The organism is Ostreibacterium oceani (genome assembly GCF_009362845.1).
GTDB lineage: Bacteria > Pseudomonadota > Gammaproteobacteria > Cardiobacteriales > Ostreibacteriaceae > Ostreibacterium > Ostreibacterium oceani.
Window position 1 is genome coordinate 32,544 of the sequence record NZ_WHNW01000011.1, and the last position, 17,985, is coordinate 50,528.

The 17,985-nt window shown below is 45.6% G+C and carries 16 protein-coding genes; 13 read left to right on the forward strand and 3 right to left on the reverse strand.

From position 1 onward, the window contains the following. Window positions 1-6 precede the first annotated feature (6 nt). Both GCU85_RS08590 and GCU85_RS08595 read right to left on the reverse strand, forming a co-directional pair. Window positions 7-1,842 carry a glycosyltransferase family protein gene (locus tag GCU85_RS08590; RefSeq protein ID WP_152810774.1) on the reverse strand — a complete coding sequence of 612 codons (1,836 nt, stop codon included), beginning with the start codon at window positions 1,840-1,842 and terminating at the stop codon, window positions 7-9. 389 nt (window positions 1,843-2,231) lie between these two features. Next, window positions 2,232-2,435 (reverse strand): dodecin family protein, encoded by a 204-nt coding sequence (locus tag GCU85_RS08595; protein WP_152810775.1) that lies wholly within the window; start codon window positions 2,433-2,435, stop codon window positions 2,232-2,234. Window positions 2,436-2,810: 375 nt separating this feature from the next. On the opposite strand from GCU85_RS08595, the gene thrS reads away from it, so the two are divergent. The 13 genes from thrS (at window position 2,811) to GCU85_RS08660 (ending at window position 16,876) form a co-directional block, all read left to right on the forward strand. Continuing rightward, entirely contained in the window at window positions 2,811-4,715 is a 1,905-nt protein-coding gene (gene thrS / locus GCU85_RS08600; protein WP_328592819.1) for a threonine--tRNA ligase, read from the forward strand. A 52-nt stretch (window positions 4,716-4,767) separates the two neighbouring features. Beyond that, window positions 4,768-5,289 carry a translation initiation factor IF-3 gene (gene infC / locus GCU85_RS08605; protein WP_328592822.1) on the forward strand — a complete coding sequence of 174 codons (522 nt, stop codon included), beginning with the start codon at window positions 4,768-4,770 and terminating at the stop codon, window positions 5,287-5,289. A 58-nt stretch (window positions 5,290-5,347) separates the two neighbouring features. Further along, window positions 5,348-5,542, forward strand: coding sequence for a 50S ribosomal protein L35 (rpmI, locus tag GCU85_RS08610; protein WP_152810776.1), 195 nt, complete (start codon window positions 5,348-5,350; stop codon window positions 5,540-5,542). 19 nt (window positions 5,543-5,561) lie between these two features. Beyond that, complete coding sequence (gene rplT, locus GCU85_RS08615) at window positions 5,562-5,918, forward strand: 50S ribosomal protein L20 (RefSeq protein WP_152810777.1); 357 nt, start codon at window positions 5,562-5,564, stop codon at window positions 5,916-5,918. Window positions 5,919-6,152: 234 nt separating this feature from the next. Further along, window positions 6,153-7,142, forward strand: a complete 990-nt coding sequence (gene pheS / locus GCU85_RS08620; RefSeq protein WP_152810778.1) for a phenylalanine--tRNA ligase subunit alpha — start codon at window positions 6,153-6,155, stop codon at window positions 7,140-7,142. A gap of 14 nt (window positions 7,143-7,156) precedes the next feature. Continuing rightward, window positions 7,157-9,637, forward strand: a complete 2,481-nt coding sequence (gene pheT, locus GCU85_RS08625; protein WP_152810779.1) for a phenylalanine--tRNA ligase subunit beta — start codon at window positions 7,157-7,159, stop codon at window positions 9,635-9,637. Between the two features lie 8 nt (window positions 9,638-9,645). Continuing rightward, window positions 9,646-9,936, forward strand: coding sequence for an integration host factor subunit alpha (locus tag GCU85_RS08630; protein WP_152810780.1), 291 nt, complete (start codon window positions 9,646-9,648; stop codon window positions 9,934-9,936). A gap of 266 nt (window positions 9,937-10,202) precedes the next feature. Further along, window positions 10,203-11,327, forward strand: a complete 1,125-nt coding sequence (locus GCU85_RS08635) for a 2Fe-2S iron-sulfur cluster-binding protein (protein ID WP_152810781.1) — start codon at window positions 10,203-10,205, stop codon at window positions 11,325-11,327. Beyond that, window positions 11,324-12,112, forward strand: a complete 789-nt coding sequence (locus tag GCU85_RS08640) for an ABC transporter permease (protein WP_152810782.1) — start codon at window positions 11,324-11,326, stop codon at window positions 12,110-12,112. The genes GCU85_RS08635 and GCU85_RS08640 overlap by 4 nt, the downstream gene beginning before the upstream one ends. Window positions 12,113-12,195: 83 nt before the next feature. Next, the gene (locus tag GCU85_RS08645; RefSeq protein ID WP_268965713.1) at window positions 12,196-13,299 is read left to right on the forward strand and encodes an ABC transporter ATP-binding protein; all 1,104 of its coding nucleotides are present in this window, start codon (window positions 12,196-12,198) and stop codon (window positions 13,297-13,299) included. Between the two features lie 3 nt (window positions 13,300-13,302). Then, window positions 13,303-14,208 carry a glycosyltransferase family 2 protein gene (locus GCU85_RS08650; RefSeq protein ID WP_152810784.1) on the forward strand — a complete coding sequence of 302 codons (906 nt, stop codon included), beginning with the start codon at window positions 13,303-13,305 and terminating at the stop codon, window positions 14,206-14,208. Between the two features lie 237 nt (window positions 14,209-14,445). Then, the gene (locus tag GCU85_RS08655) at window positions 14,446-15,462 is read left to right on the forward strand and encodes a hypothetical protein (protein ID WP_152810785.1); all 1,017 of its coding nucleotides are present in this window, start codon (window positions 14,446-14,448) and stop codon (window positions 15,460-15,462) included. Continuing rightward, window positions 15,455-16,876: a hypothetical protein gene (locus tag GCU85_RS08660; RefSeq protein WP_152810786.1), complete on the forward strand. Its 1,422-nt coding sequence runs from the start codon at window positions 15,455-15,457 to the stop codon at window positions 16,874-16,876. The genes GCU85_RS08655 and GCU85_RS08660 overlap by 8 nt, the downstream gene beginning before the upstream one ends. 77 nt (window positions 16,877-16,953) lie before the next feature. Here GCU85_RS08660 and GCU85_RS08665 read toward each other — a convergent pair whose 3' ends face one another. Continuing rightward, on the reverse strand, window positions 16,954-17,889 hold the full coding sequence (locus GCU85_RS08665) for a LysR family transcriptional regulator (protein ID WP_152810787.1): 936 nt from the start codon (window positions 17,887-17,889) through the stop codon (window positions 16,954-16,956). Between the last annotated feature and the right edge of the window lie 96 nt (window positions 17,890-17,985).

The following is a 17,985-nucleotide window of genomic DNA, read 5'->3' on the forward strand; positions in this document are numbered from 1 at the left end:
GTATCCCTAGCGTACTTTGCTAGCCGTAATCATTTGATTGACCAGCTCAGGCTGATTGACGATGTCGAAAATTTTAACATATTTATCCTCATAAAGCGCTGGAAATTTGTCAAACAGCGCATCACAGGCGTCAAAGCTGACAGGGTGCGAGCGCGTTGGGCGCATGGCGGGTTTTTGCCAGATGAAGAGGCGGATGTCTTTGTTTATCCAATCATTCTCTTGAGAGAGTTGTACGAAATTGTCAAAATGTAAGTTACGTTTGGGGTGGGCAGATAATTCGCCAATAACGGTGTCTGGATTGCACAATCCGTTGGTAAAGCCAGGGAGTACGGGCTGTGAAAGTGCCGCTTCATAGCGGGGGCCTGCCCAGTAATCGCTTCTAAAATAAAACGGCGCTAGGACAAGGTTGCCGTTATATTTAGGATTGTTTTTGATTGCTTGCGGGAGCGTGAGCGTTGGTAAGGCTTGAATTGTCTGTTGGACTAAATTTCGTTCAGGATTCGGCGAAAAGTAATAATAAGCGCTGGCCGTGTTGCTGTTATTTGGCTGTTTGAAGGCTGGCAGTATGCTGTGTTGATAAATCTGTCCATTTAATAAGCCAACGCTGATAATGGCGATTAAAGGCAGTGTAATTCCTTGGGTTAAGATATTTTTTTTCTTGGCTCTCTGTTTTTCGTGTGTGTTTGGTGGCGTTTTTTTGTTTAATTTTTTTAATTTGTTTAATGCCGAGTGGCGTAACCTAGCGAGAAAATTAATCGTGCGATAAGCGCCGACACTGGCACATAAAAAGAGTAATGGCAAAATAGCCATTAAATAACGCCCAAACGTGAGTTCATTAAATACCCAAGCGGGTTTGGATAGATAGATGCTCAGTAAAATAAGCAAAGCGCCAAGCAGCGCTGACCTCACGATAGGGAATTGAGTTAAGGTCGCAGGCAGTCCAATCAATGCAAGTAGCAGGGTCCCTGTTGTAACAAGGGTATGCGAGTTGCCTAACCAAACATAAACGACCTGTTGGTAAGTTTCGAGCGTGGGTAAGTCTCTGCCGCCTTTGGCGCTAAGTAAGTCAAACGAACCAATCAGCGGCGGTAGAATCAATACGAGTGTCAGTAGGCTAAACGGGATGCCAATGTTACATAGACGCCAGCAATGCGTGAGTAGCTGTGACTTATCCCGACAAAGGTTGGCCGTTGCATAGTAGATAAACGGGGCGATAACAAATGGTCCGATAACAGGGAGCGCCCAAATCGCCGTGGCTGCAAATAGGCTATAGCAACAGATACTCATGACAATCTGCCGCTGGCTTTTGGCTTGCTCCCAATAATAAGTAAATGCCGCGAGTGCAACCCATGCAAACGGGATAACAAAGGCGTAAGGACGAGCGATACGGCTGTAAGTGATGAGTAGCGGTGAGCAAGCGATAAATAAGGCGGTCAGTAAGGCAATCACTGGGCTTTTGGTTTTTAGGTAGATAAATGCAGCGCCAATAAAGGCAATGGAGATAATCATCCCTGGTAACCGCATCAGTGTTTCGTTTACCGTGGTCAGTTTGGCGAGTAACGCATAATAAATGGTCATTGGGATGCTGTGGTCGGCGTAACCAAAATTTCGATAAAGCTGGCGGATAGAGAGTTCTTCTATACGGAAAATGGCATGCCACTCATCATCAATAAGAATTTGTTGTGTGAATTGGTCCAGTCTCAGCCAGCAGCCCAGCATAAAAATCAGCATAAAAATAGCCCATACTGCCCAAGGTTGAACAGCCGTTTGGGTGAGCGCTTGAGTGATAGTCTGGGTGGTGGTCTGAGTATTAGTCTGAGCAGTGTGGGTGTTTTTAGGCATTGTTGTTAATGGCTTTTGTTGCAAGAAGGAAGGCAAGAAGGGAAGCAAGGGGAGAGGTTTTTCAAAAGACAAATGATAAACAAAGCGCTAGATAACAATGTGTCAAAACGGTGAAGGTTTTTTAGCGATTATCAAGGTGTTTAACACATTGCATCTAACTATTTTTGCAGTAAGTGTTTGGGTGGCCGCTGTCAGTTGTCACGTGGTTTTAGCCTGTTTGGTTGTGAGGTTAGTGCTGTCAGTGCATGAAATGATTAAAAAATAGCAACAAAACAGCGAAAAACAGCAGGTAAGCGAATGGCGATAAGCGCGCCAAACGCTGCTGCTTGATGCTGCTTGAATTTTATTGTAATGATGGTGCTGTTTTGTTGCTATTTTTTGGTGCTTGTTTAGTCTTTTAAGACAAACGTTATGCACAGATTGACGCGATATTCGTCAATTTTGCCGTCTTTGATGGTGACGCTTTGGTCTTTGACCCAAGCAGACGTCATGCCATCGATGGTTTTGTTGGCGCGCTCAACCGCGTTTTCGATCGCGTGTTCGAAGCTGGTTTCAGACGAGGCAATAATTTCGGTGACTTTGGCGATAGACATGTGTTGATACTCCTAATTGATTTGATTGGTTGCTTAAATTGGGCGCTTAAATTTTGGCGTTCGTTGAATTAGACACTTGTCAGCATCTTGTCAGTTGCTTGCTCCTCATGGCGTAAATGAACTTGAACAAACTTGAACAAATAAAAACCCGATCTTCAGTTGCCAGTGTAGTGTATTTTTCCGAGTGGAGCAACGAGAACATTATTTTAACGAAATAGTGTTACAGAGGGCGGTGACTTTTATGTTATGATAATCCGCTTTGTTTTTAGTGGCATTTTAGATGTGTCAGCTGTATGTTTCGCTATGCTTCGCTGTGCATGTTTGCCATTAGATAATGTAATTAGTCAGTAGAATAGAATATAATGAGAGGTAACGGTGATTAAAATCACGCTTCCCGACGGTAGTGTGCGGGAGATGTCAGTCGGTACAACGTTGGCAGATGTCGCGCAGTCAATTGGTCCAGGGCTTTATAAGGCGGCAGTTGCAGGCACTGTTAATGGCGTTGAGCGGGACTTGTGCGACCCGATTACAGCCGATGCAGCGGTCACCTTGTTAACGACAAAGGATGCGGCTGGTGTTGATGTGATGCGCCATAGTTGTGCACATTTGTTTGGTCACGCGGTTAAGCAATTGTTCCCAGAGACGCAGATGGTGATTGGCCCAGTGATTGAGAATGGGTTTTACTATGATGTACATAGCGCGCACCGCTTTACGCCAGAGGATATGGAGAAAATTGAAGCGCAGATGGAGTCACTGGCTGCAACGGGTTATGACGTGCTGAAGCGTGTGACGCCGATAGCCGAGGCACGTGAGATTTTTGTCGCGCGGGGCGAAGATTACAAGGTGCGATTAATCGATGAAATGGACGCATCGGTAACTGCGGTCGGGCTGTATTATCACCAAGAATATGTCGATATGTGCCGTGGGCCACATGTGCCTAATATGGGGCATTGCAAGGCGTTTAAGCTGACCAAGCTGGCAGGTGCGTATTGGCGTGGTGATGCAAGCAATGAACAGCTACAGCGCATTTATGGAGTCGCATTTGCGGATAAAAAAGCGCTAAAAAATCATTTGGAGCTCCAAGCAGAGGCCGAGCGTCGTGACCACCGTAGGCTAGGTAAGGCGCTGGATTTGTTTCATATGCAGGACGAAGCACCAGGCATGGTGTTCTGGCATCCAAATGGCTGGATGGTTTATCAAAAGTTAGAGCGTTACATGCGCCAACAGCAACAGCTAAGTGGTTATCAAGAGATTAAAACCCCACAAATTTTAGATCGGTCATTGTGGGAACGTTCTGGGCATTGGGATAAGTATAGCGATGCCATGTTTACGACACAAAGTGAATCGCGTGACTTTGCGGTCAAACCGATGAATTGCCCTTGTCACGTGCAGGTGTTTAACCAAGGCTTAAAAAGCTACCGTGAATTACCATTGCGATTGGCTGAGTTTGGTTCTTGTCATCGCAACGAGTTGTCGGGCGCATTGCACGGGCTGATGCGAGTGCGAGGCTTTGTGCAAGACGATGGTCATATTTTCTGTACCCCTGCGCAAATTCAATCAGAGAGTATTGCCTTTATTAACTTTTTGCATCAGGTTTACGAGGATTTAGGGTTTACTGAGATTCTCTATCGATTGTCAACGCGACCCGAAAAGCGCGTTGGATCTGATGCCGTTTGGGATAAGTCTGAGCAAGCGTTAGCCGATGCGCTCAATAGCCAAGGCGTAGACTGGGAGACGTTGCCAGGGGAGGGGGCATTTTATGGGCCTAAGATTGAGTTTTCACTAAAAGATGCCATTGGTCGCGTTTGGCAATGCGGCACACTACAGGTCGACTTTAATATGCCTGAGCGATTAGGTGCGTCTTATATCAACGAAGCGGGTAACCGCGAAACGCCGGTTATGCTGCATCGAGCAACGCTGGGGTCGTTTGAGCGCTTTATTGGTATTTTGACTGAACATTACGCAGGCGACTTCCCATTTTGGCTGGCGCCAGTGCAAGCGACGGTGCTTAATATTTCAGAAAAACAGAACGATTATGTCCTAGCGGTGACCGAAAAAATGCAAAAAGCAGGATTTATTGTGAATAATGACTTGAGAAATGAGAAGATTGGGTATAAAATTCGCGAGCATGTTGCAAAACGAACGCCTTATTTGTTAGTGGTCGGCGGTGAAGAAATGCAGCAAGGTACCGCAAATCTTAGAAAGCGCGGACAAAAAGAGCCAGTTGGAACAATGACAATCGACGAAATCATTGAGTTGTTCCGAACGCAAGATAAGTAAAATTAACGTAACGTATTGAATAAAATATTTTTTCGATACTGGAGAATGAGTCATAGCTAAAGAGCAAGAAACACGAATTAACGAAGCCATCAAAGATGCTTCTGTCAGGTTAATCGATGAGAATGGCGAGCAGCTGGGGGTGGTGCCGATAGCGGATGCCCTGAGCCGTGCTGAAAGTGTTGAGTTGGACTTGGTGGAAATTGCTGCCAATAAGGACGGTGTCATTTGCAAAATCATGGATTACGGTAAGTACCGTTATGAGTTGCAAAAGAAAAAAGCCGAAGCCAAGAAAAAACAAAAACAAATTCAGGTCAAAGAGGTTAAGTTCCGACCAGGAACTGACGTGGGGGATTATCAGGTAAAACTACGCAACCTGATACGTTTCCTAGAAGACGGTGATAAAGTCAAAATAACGATTCGCTTTCGCGGTCGTGAAATGGCTCACCAAGAGTTAGGTGCAGAATTGCTGAAACGTTTGGAGTCTGATTTGGCCGAATATGGCGCAACAGAACAAAAAGCGGATATGCAAGGTCGGCAAATGACCATGGTCATGGCGCCGACAAAAAAGAAATAGCACTGAGTAATATAAACGAACGACTAGGTAAAGTCGTCAATGCGGAGTTGTTAACATTATGTCAAAACTAAAAACACACAAAGGCGCCGCCAAGCGCTTTAAAAAGACCGCGAGTGGTTTCAAACGAAATCAATCGCATCGCCGTCATATTCTGACTAAAAAGTCGACGAAGCGTAAGCGTCAATTGCGCATGGGAATGATGGTCTGTCAACGTGATGTGGCAGCTGTCAAACAAATGTTACCCAACGTTTAACTTGTTAGGAGAATAGACAATGGCAAGAGTAAAAAGAGGTGTGACTGCGAGAGCGCGCCACAAGAAAGTATTAGATAAAGCAAAAGGTTACTACGGTGCTCGTAGAAAGACTTATAGAAGCGCCAAACAAGCAGTAATCAAAGCAGGGCAGTATGCCTACCGTGATAGAAAGCAAAGAAAACGTCAGTTTCGCCAGCTATGGATTGCGCGTATTAATGCAGCGGCGCGACAGTGCGATTTATCTTATAGCCGATTTATCGATGGATTAAAGAAGTCTAATATAGAAATTGACCGCAAAGTATTGGCTGATATTGCCGTGTATGACGCGGTTGCATTTGCTAAATTGGCAGAAAAAGCCAAGGCTGCAATCAGCTGATTTTATTGGCTGATTTGGATATGCTTCGGCCTCAAGGAACAAAAGCACACTGCTTAATGTGGTGTGCTTTTGGTTGTTTTGGGGGCGGCAGTCACGCATCATTTGCGTCGGGTTGGACTGGGATTGGACTGCGGTACTGGTCTACAAGCTATTGCACTACAAGGTGCACTGTAGCCCGATTGCAGCATTCGATTGCGATGTTCGCATGAATAAGTCAATTTGCAAGGTAAGTCAATGGATAAAGAATTAGAATTACTACTAACGCAGGCGCTTACGCTGATTGCACAGGAAAAGCGACTGGATAACCTAGATAAAATCCGTGTTGAATGGCTAGGGAAGAAAGGATTTTTTGCACAAAAAATGACAGATTTGTCTGCCTTGTCGGCTGAGGAAAAGCCAAAATTCGGACAACTAATCAATCAAATGAAAACCCAAGTTCAACAGGCATTGATTGATAAAAAAGCAGCACTTGAAGCAGACCAGTTGGCCTATCAACTGCGCCGAGAGCGCTTAGACATAACAATGCCAGGTCGTTATCGAGAGATCGGTAGCCGGCATCCTATTTCCTTGGCGCGCGAAAAAATCGAGCGTTTTTTCACGCGTCATGGCTTTGTTATTGAGACAGGGCCTGAAATCGAAGACGATTTTCATAATTTTGAAGCACTAAACATCAGCAAAGATCATCCTGCCCGCGATATGGCTGATACGTTTTATGTTGATGACGAAATGGTATTGAGAACGCACACGTCTAATGTGCAAATACGCACGATGAAAACACAGCAGCCGCCGCTAAGAATGATTGCACCAGGTCGTGTTTACCGTAGTGATTCCGACATGACGCACACACCGATGTTCCATCAAATCGAAGGCATGTGGATTGATGAGGCGGTGAGTTTTGCGGATTTAAAAGGAGTGCTGATTGCATTTCTTCGTGATTTTTTTGATACACCTGATTTGCGCGTGCGATTTCGCCCCTCGTATTTTCCGTTTACTGAGCCTTCGGCTGAGGTCGATGTGGCCTACGGGGATTCAGGATGGCTTGAGGTGTTGGGCTCTGGCATGATGCATCCAAAAGTACTAGAAGCGGGTGGTATTGATTCGAGCAAATACTGTGGCTATGCTTTTGGTATGGGGATTGAACGGTTGGCTATGCTACGTTATCAGGTTAAAGATTTGCGCCTGTTTTTTGAAAACGATGTGCGTTTTTTGCATCAATTTAAATAGGCAGGTTGATTGTTATGTTGATAAGTAAACAGTGGTTGAATTCATTTGTACAGACAGATTTGTCGACCCAAAAAATTGCTGAGAAATTGACCGCACTGGGTTTGGAGGTTGAATCGATTCAATCTGCCGCGCCTGCGTTGGATAAAATCGTAGTGGGCAGCGTTGTTGCACTGGAGCCGCACCCTGATGCGGATAAGCTTCGCGTGGCCTCTGTTGATGTGGGTGAAAAAACGCCTTTGCAGATTGTCTGTGGCGCCCCCAATGTTGCTGTTGGCGGGGTTTATCCTGTGGCGGTCGTTGGCGCAGTGATGCCACAGGGTCTAAAGATTAAAAAAACAAAGCTCCGTGGCGTTGAATCTAGTGGCATGTTATGCTCGGCCAGCGAGTTGGGGCTAGCTGAAAAAAGCACGGGATTAATGGCGCTGCCTACTGAATTGACCGTAGGTGAGCCCGTTGAAAAAGCCCTTGATTTAGTCGATGAAATCATCGAAATTGGTTTGACCCCAAACCGTGGGGACTGTTTTTCGATGTTGGGTGTTGCACGAGATTTGGCTGCCAGCTTAAATGTGAATGTCGATTTAGCCAATGCGATGGCGATAACGTCAGAAAACGCAGCGACTATTGCCTCAGGTTCAGACTCGGGCTCAGGCTCAGAATCAGAGTCAGAGTCAGAGTCAGAGTCAGAGTCAGAGTCAGATAAGCATTCACCCCAAGTCAAGCTCGAGGCAATCGATGCTTGTCCACAGTATATTGCACAAACCATTAGCGGTATCAATAATCGCGCCAGTTGTCCCATGTGGCTTTTAGAGCGATTGCGGCGTGCTGGGGTGCGCTCAGTGTCACCAGTCGTTGATGTGGTCAACTACGTGATGTTGGAGTTAGGGGCGCCAATGCATGCTTTCGATGCGCAAAAAATAGATGGCGATATTGTGGTCCGTTGGGCAAAACCTGCCGAGTCATTGGCGTTATTAGATGGTAAAACCATTGATTTGGCAAAAGACATGTTGGTTATCGCGGATAGCCAGCAGCCCATTGCTTTGGCAGGTATTATGGGCGGCGCGAATAGCGAAGTGTCAGCAGATACCACGACAATCGTGCTCGAATCGGCATGGTTTGCGCCGAGCGCTATTGCGGGGCGGGCACGGCGCCTTGGTTTGCATACCGATGCTTCCAAACGCTTTGAACGCGGGGTCGATTATTCGATGCAGGCGCAAGCAATCGCGCGTGCTGGACAGCTCATTGTGCAAATTTGTGGCGGACAGTTACACCAACAGACCATCGCTTTAGATAAGGCCAATTTACCCTCAAGGCCAACAATTACACTCAGACAAAAGCAAGTCGATCAGTTATTAGGGACAAAGTTTCCAAAGCGCCTCATTGTTGAAATATTGCGTGCGTTAGGGATGACGGTATCAGAAACGGATAAAGGCTGTTATGAAGTCGTGCCACCCAGTTATCGCTTTGATTTGTCAATAACACCTGACTTGATTGAAGAGCTTGCTCGCGTTTGGGGTTATGATAATATTCCTGTTGCCCCCATTCATTTTACTGAGTCTGGCGAAGCATCTAAGCCTCAGTCGTTATCGATGTCACGCGGTGATATCCATAGCACGTTAGTTAATTTAGGCTATAGCGAAGCGATTAGTTATAGTTTTGTTGATAGTGCGCTGGCTGATTTATTATCCGATACAAACGGCAGTATGGCGCTGAGAAACCCAATCTCTCAAGAGATGGGGGTGATGCGCACCAGTTTATTACCCAGCCTAGTGAAGTTGGTGGCCTATAATAAAAATCGACAACAAAATGAGTTGCGGCTGTATGAATTTGGGAGTGGGTATTGCCGCAATGATGATGGCACAATTACTCAAACCAGAAAGTTAGCAGGTGTTGCGACAGGGTTAATGCACCCGATGCAGTGGGGCTACCAACAGCGTACGGTTGATTTTTTTGATTGCAAAGGCGATATCGAGACGATATTAATGCAGTGTGGTGTACCGCTTGACGCACTAACCTTTGCGCCCGCTACGCAAAGTTGGTTGCATCCAGGGCAATCAGCGCATATAATCTATCGTGATGAGGTGATAGGATTTATTGGCGCTCTGCACCCTAGTGTGCAGAAAAAACTCGAAATCAGTGCACGGGTTTTTGCGTTTGAAATAGACGTCGATGCGATTACAGATAAGCCCGTTCCTGTTGCGAAGCCTTTGTCTAAGTATCCTGAAATTCGTCGCGATATTTCTGTATTAGTTGCACAACGTTGTGCAACAGCACATTTGTTGGCGGCGATTAAATCAGTGTCTCAAGACTTGGTGACAAATGTCTGTTTATTTGACGTTTATATTGGCAGGAATATTCCTAAAAACACGAAGAGTATGGCCATTGCTATTTATTTACAAGACCAAAAGCAAACCCTAACGGATTCGCAAGCCGATGCGATTATCCAAGAAGTAACTAACAAATTATCTACTGAATTTAACGCAACATTGAGAGGTTGATTATGACAATGACACTAACAAAAGCTGATATCGTTGAAGCAATTGCAAAAAAAATCGATATCGAAAGAACTGAAATCAAAGTTTTGGTTGATGAGATTTTTGAAGAAATTAGAAAATCGTTAGAGAGTGGCGAGAACGTTCGCATTTCTGGCTTTGGTAATTTCTTGTTACGTGACAAGCCAGTACGCCCAGGGCGTAACCCGAAAACAGGTAAAGAAGTTGACATTTCAGCACGCCGCGTGGTGACCTTTAAATCGGGTCAAAAATTACGGGCGCGAGTTGAGTCGGTCAAACCCTAGTCCATCGCAACATCAAGCCATATCACTGGCGCTCGATTGTCGAGGAGTCAGTGATGTGGCTTTTTTTCTAGCGTGCCTGTCAGCGTGCCTGCCGCCTAGTTTATCTCGGGGTAATGGTTTGAAGGTGGCGGTAACGGGTTTGAGTTGGTTAACGGTTTGAGGCGAGATTTTTAGCCCTCAGCGATGCCCTATGGCTATTTGGCGATTAACCTGGACAACCGTGATCTAGACAATCAGTTGATGATAAAATAACAAAAGAGGGTGTTATGCGTTATACAGTAAAACTAAAAAACGATAATACAGTATTCGAGGTCGATGAAAATGAGACCATTTTAGATGCCGCCCTGTCTCAGGGTGTTCGTTTGCCGTATGGCTGTAAAAATGCACAATGTTTTGGTTGCTTGCAAGAAATTGAGCATGGTGAGGTTGAATATCGCCGTGAAATCAAAGATGTTGGCGACTTGCTCAAATACCAAACGATGCTCTGTCAAGCCTATGCCAAATCAGATGTCGTGCTGTCTGGCCAGCAATTACCTGATTTAACAGTTGATACAGTAGCTACCGATGCACAGTCTGCCGATATGCAATCAACTAGCACCCACACGCAAGCGAAAGAACCATCGTTGTCAGCAGACCAGCAGGAAGGCACAGATAAGCCCGCAAGACCGCCGATTACGGTGAGTACGTTTCCCGTTAAGGTGGTCAAAAATAACAAATTAGACGACGAGGTTCACCAAGTTGAACTGGCCTTGCCTGAGCGCATTACGTTTGCCTTTATACCTGGTCAATATCTTGATGTATTGCTAGAAAACGGGGAACGCAGAAGTTTCTCTATCGCGCATTATGACGAAGAGAAAAAAGTCATTACGATTTATATTAAATATATAACGGGTGGTTTTTTTTCCGATTATGTTTTTTCGCACTTAACACTAGGCACGATTTGGACAATTGAGGCACCATTAGGCCCCTTTATTTTGCAAGACAGCGAACGCCCCGTGCTAATGATTGCGACTTCTACTGGTATTTCTCCGCTATTTGCTATGCTGGATACACAGGCACAGCAACACGAATCACGGCAATTTTTGTTGTATTGGGGCGTACGTTATCCTAGTTATTTATTTCTTGACGCCGCATTGGATGAGTTGGCCACTAAGCTGCCCAATTTACAGTATACGCCTGTGGTTTCTCGTCCAACCGATGAATGGGCGGGTCGTGCGGGCTACCCGCAACACGCGGCTATCGAAGACATCAAAGACTTATCGGCGTTTGATATTTATATTAGTGGTGGACAGGCGCTGATTGATGATGCGGTAGCCAGTTGCCTCGCTGCAGGTGCCGTGAGAACACAAATTTATTTGGATGTGTTTAGTTTTCAATCGCAGAACAGATGACAGCAAATGCATTGACCTATGCGCGCTTTTTTTTGGCTGCTTGTCGAAGAGAGGTATGCAACCGCTACATGAATAGCACCTTTGGTGTGTTGTGGCTGTTTTTAAATCCTGTTTTGCAGCTAGCGATTTATTATTTTGTTTTCGAGATTATTTTTCAAATCAAATTTAATACGGCGGCTGGTCAAAACTTTATTACTTTTTTAGCGGTGGGGCTTTGGCCTTGGGTCGCCTTTAGCGAGGCGCTAGTGTCTGGTACTAATGCAATTGATAAGCATAAGGATTTGCTAAAAAAAATCTATATTCCGAGTAGTATTTTTGTTGCCGTCGAGGTCATAGTGCCATTCGCCATCCATTTTATTGGGCTGATATTTGCGCTGCTAGTGATTCGTTTGTTTTTGGGGCAGTCGATTGAATTTGTATGGTTGCCTATTGTTTTGTTGGTTTATGTGATTCAGTGTGGGTTTTGTCTTGGACTTAGTTTGTTATTGGCAGGTTTGCAGGTCTTTTTAAAAGATGTCGCACAAATACTCACCCCGATAGTGATGGTTTGGTTTTACCTGACCCCAGTAATCTACCCACCGCACCTAGTGCCTGAGGGCCTACAAGTTATCTTGCAATACAACCCGTTGTCACATTTTGTATTTGCCTACCGCGAGTTATTGCTTGCGGGTAATCTGCCGAGTGTTGGCGTTTGGGGTTGGTTATTTTGTTTTGCTGTGGTGTCGGTATTTCTTGGTTTTGCGGTATTTAAACGGCTATCGACAAGATTTGAGGATATGTTTTAGTGAAAAGCGAAACGTTAATCGAATTAGTCTCGGTATCCAAGTCGTACCCCAAGCTCAACACCACGGGGCTAAGGCTTTCGGCATTGAAATCTGCCTTATTTAATCGCCCTTATCCGCACGACCACTCAATTATTGAATCGGTGTCTTTACGCGTCGCGCGTGGTGAGTCATTGGGTATTATTGGTGAAAATGGCGCGGGCAAATCAACGTTATTAAAGCTTATTTCTGGCGTATTGCATCCGACGCATGGCACGGTGACTTGCCACGGTCGTATTTCGGCATTATTAGAGCTGGGTGCAGGTTTTCACCCAGAATATAGCGGTCTAGAAAATATTAAAATGAACGCCGTTTTGTCTGGATTGTCTGGGCCAGCGTTAGCAGAAAAACTCACCGCAATTATCGACTTTGCCGATATCGGTGAATATATCCACGAGCCGATTAAGCACTATTCATCGGGCATGGTGGTTCGTTTGGGGTTTGCGATGATGACGGCGCTATCGCCTGATCTGTTGATTACCGATGAAGTGCTTGCGGTAGGCGATGAATCCTTTCAAAAAAAATGTATCGCTTGGATGCAAAGTTATCTGGCCAGTGGCGGCACATTACTGCTGTGTTCTCATGGCATGTATCATATTCAAAAATTATGCACACATGCACTGTGGATGGAAAATGGTCGTATTCGTCAGTATGGCAGTGCACTTGATGTCACCCAAGCCTATTTGAGCTACCACGAGAAAAAAAGCAAAAAAGCGCAATCAGAATTAGCAACGACAGCAATCAGTGAAGGTCAATACAGCATTCAATCCGCGACGTTATGCGATGCCGATGGACAGGCCTTAGAAAAAATCAAACACCAATCTGACTTATACCTTAAAGGCGTGGTCTATTCGCCTGATGGGCGCTCGCCAGTGGTGGCCGTTGGGATTAATCGATCTGATGGCAGTGCCATTTATGGCATGACAAGTGCGATGGATGATGTGACATTGACACCAATTGATGAAAAGCATTTTGCATTTACTGTCTGTTATCCTACGATTGCGTTATTGCCAGGGCAGTTTATCGTGAACTTACATGCAATGGATCCAGAAGCCATTCGTCTTTTTGATACCTATGAATTGCCGCTAACCGTTCAAGGTGACCTTATCGCCTTAGGCAGTGTTTATCTGAATCATCATTGGATTAAATAAACCATGTCAGTTATGCCCGTTATGCCAGTTATGCCAGTTATGCCAGTTTCTGTGGTCATGGTGTCTTATTATACGGGGCAAGTGTTGCAAGACAGTGTTGCGGCGTTACTGGCAGGCCGTCAGCAATTATTGCAAAACGCGGCGGGCGCAGCACTGCAGCTTATCATTGTCGATAATGGCAATGATGAAAAAACGCGTGCTTATTTGCACCAATTAGCCGCTGATAAACAGATTGACCTTCTCTCAGGGCAGGGCAATATTGGATTCGCAGCAGGCAGTAATTTAGGCGTATCACGCGCAAAACATGCGTGCTTATTATTAATTAATCCTGACTGTATCTTGCCGCCAGACGCATTGCTTAGCTTGTTGGCTAGACAGGCAGCGATGGACGCAACAACACTACTATCGCCTTGGATTGTTAATCGAAATGGCAGTGAGCAACGCGGTTTAAGGCGTAATGTGTTGACGCCGATGGCGCTCGCCATCGAAATGCTAAAGCTCGATAAGCTATTGCCCAGCTTGCGGCATAAACGGTTTAATTTGGTGGGTCAGCCTGTGTCAGCGGAATTGCTGAGTATCCCTGTCTGTAGCGGCGCTTGTATGCTGATGCCGACGGCACTGTTTCATCGGTTAGGTGGATTTGATGAACGGTATTTTTTGCATGTTGAAGATATTGACTTTTGCCGACGGCTTGTGGAAAATGGCGGACGGATTTTATTAGATACGCGGGTTTCTATCACGCACGTCAAAGGAACAAGTAATGCAAGCAAGCGGCAAGTAGAGCGCCATAAACGGGATGGTTTTCGGTACTATTTCTCGCGCTATCATCCGTTGTTTTGGGTGAGTCCTTTGGGTTGGGGGCTACAACTCATGATAGAATTAAAGTATCGTCTTACACCGTCGGATTAAATCGTTGGGTTGATTACGCTGGGTGCTCAATTTAAAGGCAGTGCAAATGGGCGCAGTCAAATGGATAAATAGCTAGAAAAAAGATAGGCAAAGGTAAGTGAACGCAAATTAACGCAAACTAACGTAAATGGATAAAGCGGTGTGCAAAATATGGTGTACAAAATATGGTGTGCAATGACCTCAGACGAAAAATGGATAAGAACATGTGGTGCTTCTTTGTCAGGTTGAATGATTTTTATGCAATCAATAAAGACTAAATCTTTTGCGCTATTTGTCTTTGCAGGCATGATTGCTTGTCTGTTGCTTTGGGCGTTGCTTGCGGTTTTTTTTACGCCGTCTTATTTGGCGACGCAATTGAAATTCACCGATTCTGGATTGGATTTTCAGTCGTTATCTCAACCGCTATCTCAGTCGCTATCTCAGCCGCTAAATGATAACAATATTCAGAAAGCCAACCCCTTAGCGTCCCAGCCAATACTGGATGCCAAGTCCCAAGCCGCGATTCATTTGCCGTTTGACAAAGCGAGACAGGCGTTTTTTTATGAGACGTTGGTGCTGCGATTTGCCAAAAAACACCCCTTGCAAACGTTTACGTTGTCTCTTTGGGGAAACGAAGCACATTCGCCTTATTCATCCAAAACGTTAACTAAGGCAAAAAACCTATCACCCGTTGAGATCCCGATTTTATACACGGATGGTTTGACTGCTCGTGTGCACCTAGAAAATTACGCCGAACAGTTAGCGCAGTTAGACCAGTTGGGCGGGATTCGTGCAATGACATTGGCCGCTGATGGCATCATTGCGCCTTATGAGTTGGCGGAAGTTATTTGGCAGCCCCGTGAGATACGCTGGTTTGATTTGCCTGCTTTATTGGTCAGTAAACATAGCCCGTTAAAGCCGCACCAGTTCATGATTAGCTACGCAGGTTTGCTGGGGTTGGTTTTTTTATTGATATTAGTGGCGGCAAAACAGCTAAGCGCCAAAGCGTGGTGGGCTGTATTGGCGCTTTGTTGGGTGCTTTGGGATAATTGGCGCTGGATCACGTTACGTGACAGTATGCTGCCAGCGACGACGTGGCCAGTAGTGTTTGAGGCAACCTCTGAGCATCACGGGGTAGCAAGCGAGAAAAACGGATTGCAAACGATTGAGCCTGCGGTCGAGCCGCGTGGCGTCAGTGCCAATCCACAGGGGAGTATACCGCTACAGCAAGGTTCACAGCTACAGCCAAGGTTGCAGGAGGCGCCTGATGATTGAGTTAATGGTTTTTTTAGCGGCGCAGACCCTCTTGGGCAGCGCTTTGGTTTTAGCTTGCCTCAAACGGCGTTATGGCTACGTATTTTTTGCGTTAGGATTGGGTGTGCTGCTGGGCATAGTTGCCAACCTGGGCTTGATTAGTTTTTACCAAACCATCCGCAGTGATTGGCAATGGGCAGAGATTGCTGGCTTGAATGTATTATTGGCGCTGCCAATTCTGTGGTTTTTTCGCGCCAAAAATTGCACGCTAGAGGAATTACGCTTAGAAAAAGCACCGAGTAACCTGTCGCGATTTATATTTACGCTATTGCTGGGCTATTTGTTAATTCGTCTTGGGCTGTCTGTCTTTGATTATGGTCGTGAGATAACGGCGCTGACGGATTTGTCCCCGCATTTGTCCCCGCATTTGGGCAGTATTCGTCTTTTTGACCATCCAAGTAACGTTAAGGGTGACGCGCCTTTTTACGTAACGGAGATGGGAAAAATGTTCTTGGATTTATATACGCAATCTATTCAACGCGCAGGAATGGCGCCGCTACAAACCAGTGTTAATAGCCTGTTACTGTATTGGTTTATGATGATGGTTGGTATGGGGCTGATGGTTTATGGTGGCTTGCGATATTTGGGTGCGCCACCGTTACTTGCGCTAACCGCGATCTATTTGTTGGTATCTTTGCCCGTGTTAACACCGATGCTGATGACGATATCGCCCTCAATATCACTTTCATCAGAGAAAATACACGCTCAAATAGGTGGTTATGGGGCAATCGCAATGATGGTGCAAGTCGCTTTGACAATCGGGGTTGCGATTTTTTTGACCTATCGCGAGCGACGGTTTATGATGCTCGTGGTGGTTTTGCTACTGTTGGGCTTGGCTTATTTGCATGCTACGCTGTTTTGGGTGCCTGTTATTGCGATGATTTTTTTTGCTTTATTGGGTAATTTAGGCGGTAGTGTGGCAACAACGGTATTGCTTATTTTACTGTATGCGTTAGGTATTGTCACTCAGACAACTGGTGCGATGATAGGGGATTTTATGGCGCTTGATACAGGCTGGAACTCGGGCTGGAATCCATCGAGTCTATCGCATGACCTACGTGCCCTCGCGAATGTGTTATGGCATAGTCAATGGGGCTGGTTATTGCTTGCAGTGGGTGTTACGTTGTTATTTTTGCCGCGTGCAAAAAACCAACTTGCTTACCAGGGGCTATGGTTATTAAGTGTCGCTGGGGCGGTGGCTTGGATTGTCATTGTCGTGATGGCCTCATTAACGACCCCGTCACTGTTGTCTCAGTCGTCGGCTTTGTCTGTTTGGTCGATTATCCAGTTGCCAGCGCAGTTTGCCGTGTTGTTGGGACTGCTGCCAGTCTGTTTGTATCTTATTTTAGATCGCGATCCCCATTCGTTAGCGTAATGTCATGCGATTGTCCGCAAAACTTAGGCACGGCGATTAGGCGCGAGAATTACATGACAGTTAACTAGAAAAACGTGTTAGATTCGTTCATTTGGCGCGGTGTGTTGATACAAACAGGTCAGTAATGCGCTAAGGGTTGGTGTGATTTGTTTGTTCTTATGAATCATGACGCCAAGCGAGCGGGTGGGTGGGTGCGCTGATGATTGCGCTAATGATTGCGTTGATAGTTGTGAAGCCAAGCCAGACGCTAGCGGATGGGCAATGAGTTTATGACTTTTCATAATGGCAGGCAATACAGACCAACCCAAGCCCGCCTCGACCATCACTTTGATGGTCTCTAAATAATTGGTCGTAAAGGCAATTCGGCATTGTAGTTCATTGGATTTTAAAACATCATCGATAATTCGGCGGGTGAACGTCCCTTCGTCAGGTAAAATAGCAGGGTATTGGCATAGCGTGGCTAAATCAAGGTGCTTTTGTGTCGCCAACGGGTGAGATTTCCCTAGCATCATCATCAGCGTATCAGACCATAGTGGTGTGATGTCGAGCTGGTTGTCAGCGGTTGTGGGCAAGGTGGCTATGGCAATATCTGCGCTACCGTGGATAACGGCTTGATGGGCAACTTCTGAATCAGTAAAATGCATGTCGAGCTGCGCATCAGGGTAAGTCGTGACAAACTGTTGTAGCATATTAGGCAAGCGGTACAAGCCGATATGGTGACTGGTGGCAATGCGAAGTTTACCACGAATGGGGTTGTCAGACTCCCCCGTTAAATCGCGTAAATGCTCCATCTTGTCTAAGATAAGCTGCGCCTCGGGGAGTAATTTTTGCCCTGTTTCGCTGAGCATAATTCGTTGTCCAAGGCGTTCAAATAATACTGTATCTAACGTCGATTCTAAGGTTGAAATGCGTTTGCTAATGGCGGGCTGTGTGATATGTAGCGCCTGGGCAGCTTTGGAGAAAGAGCGGTATTCTGCGACCTTAACAAAGGCTTGTAGTTGAGCGAAATCCATGATGATAATTTAGCAAATAACCAAAAGGAATGCAATGAATAAAAATTATGAATTTGAGTTATTTTTAGGTTTTGCTACACTGGTAGGTAATTCAGC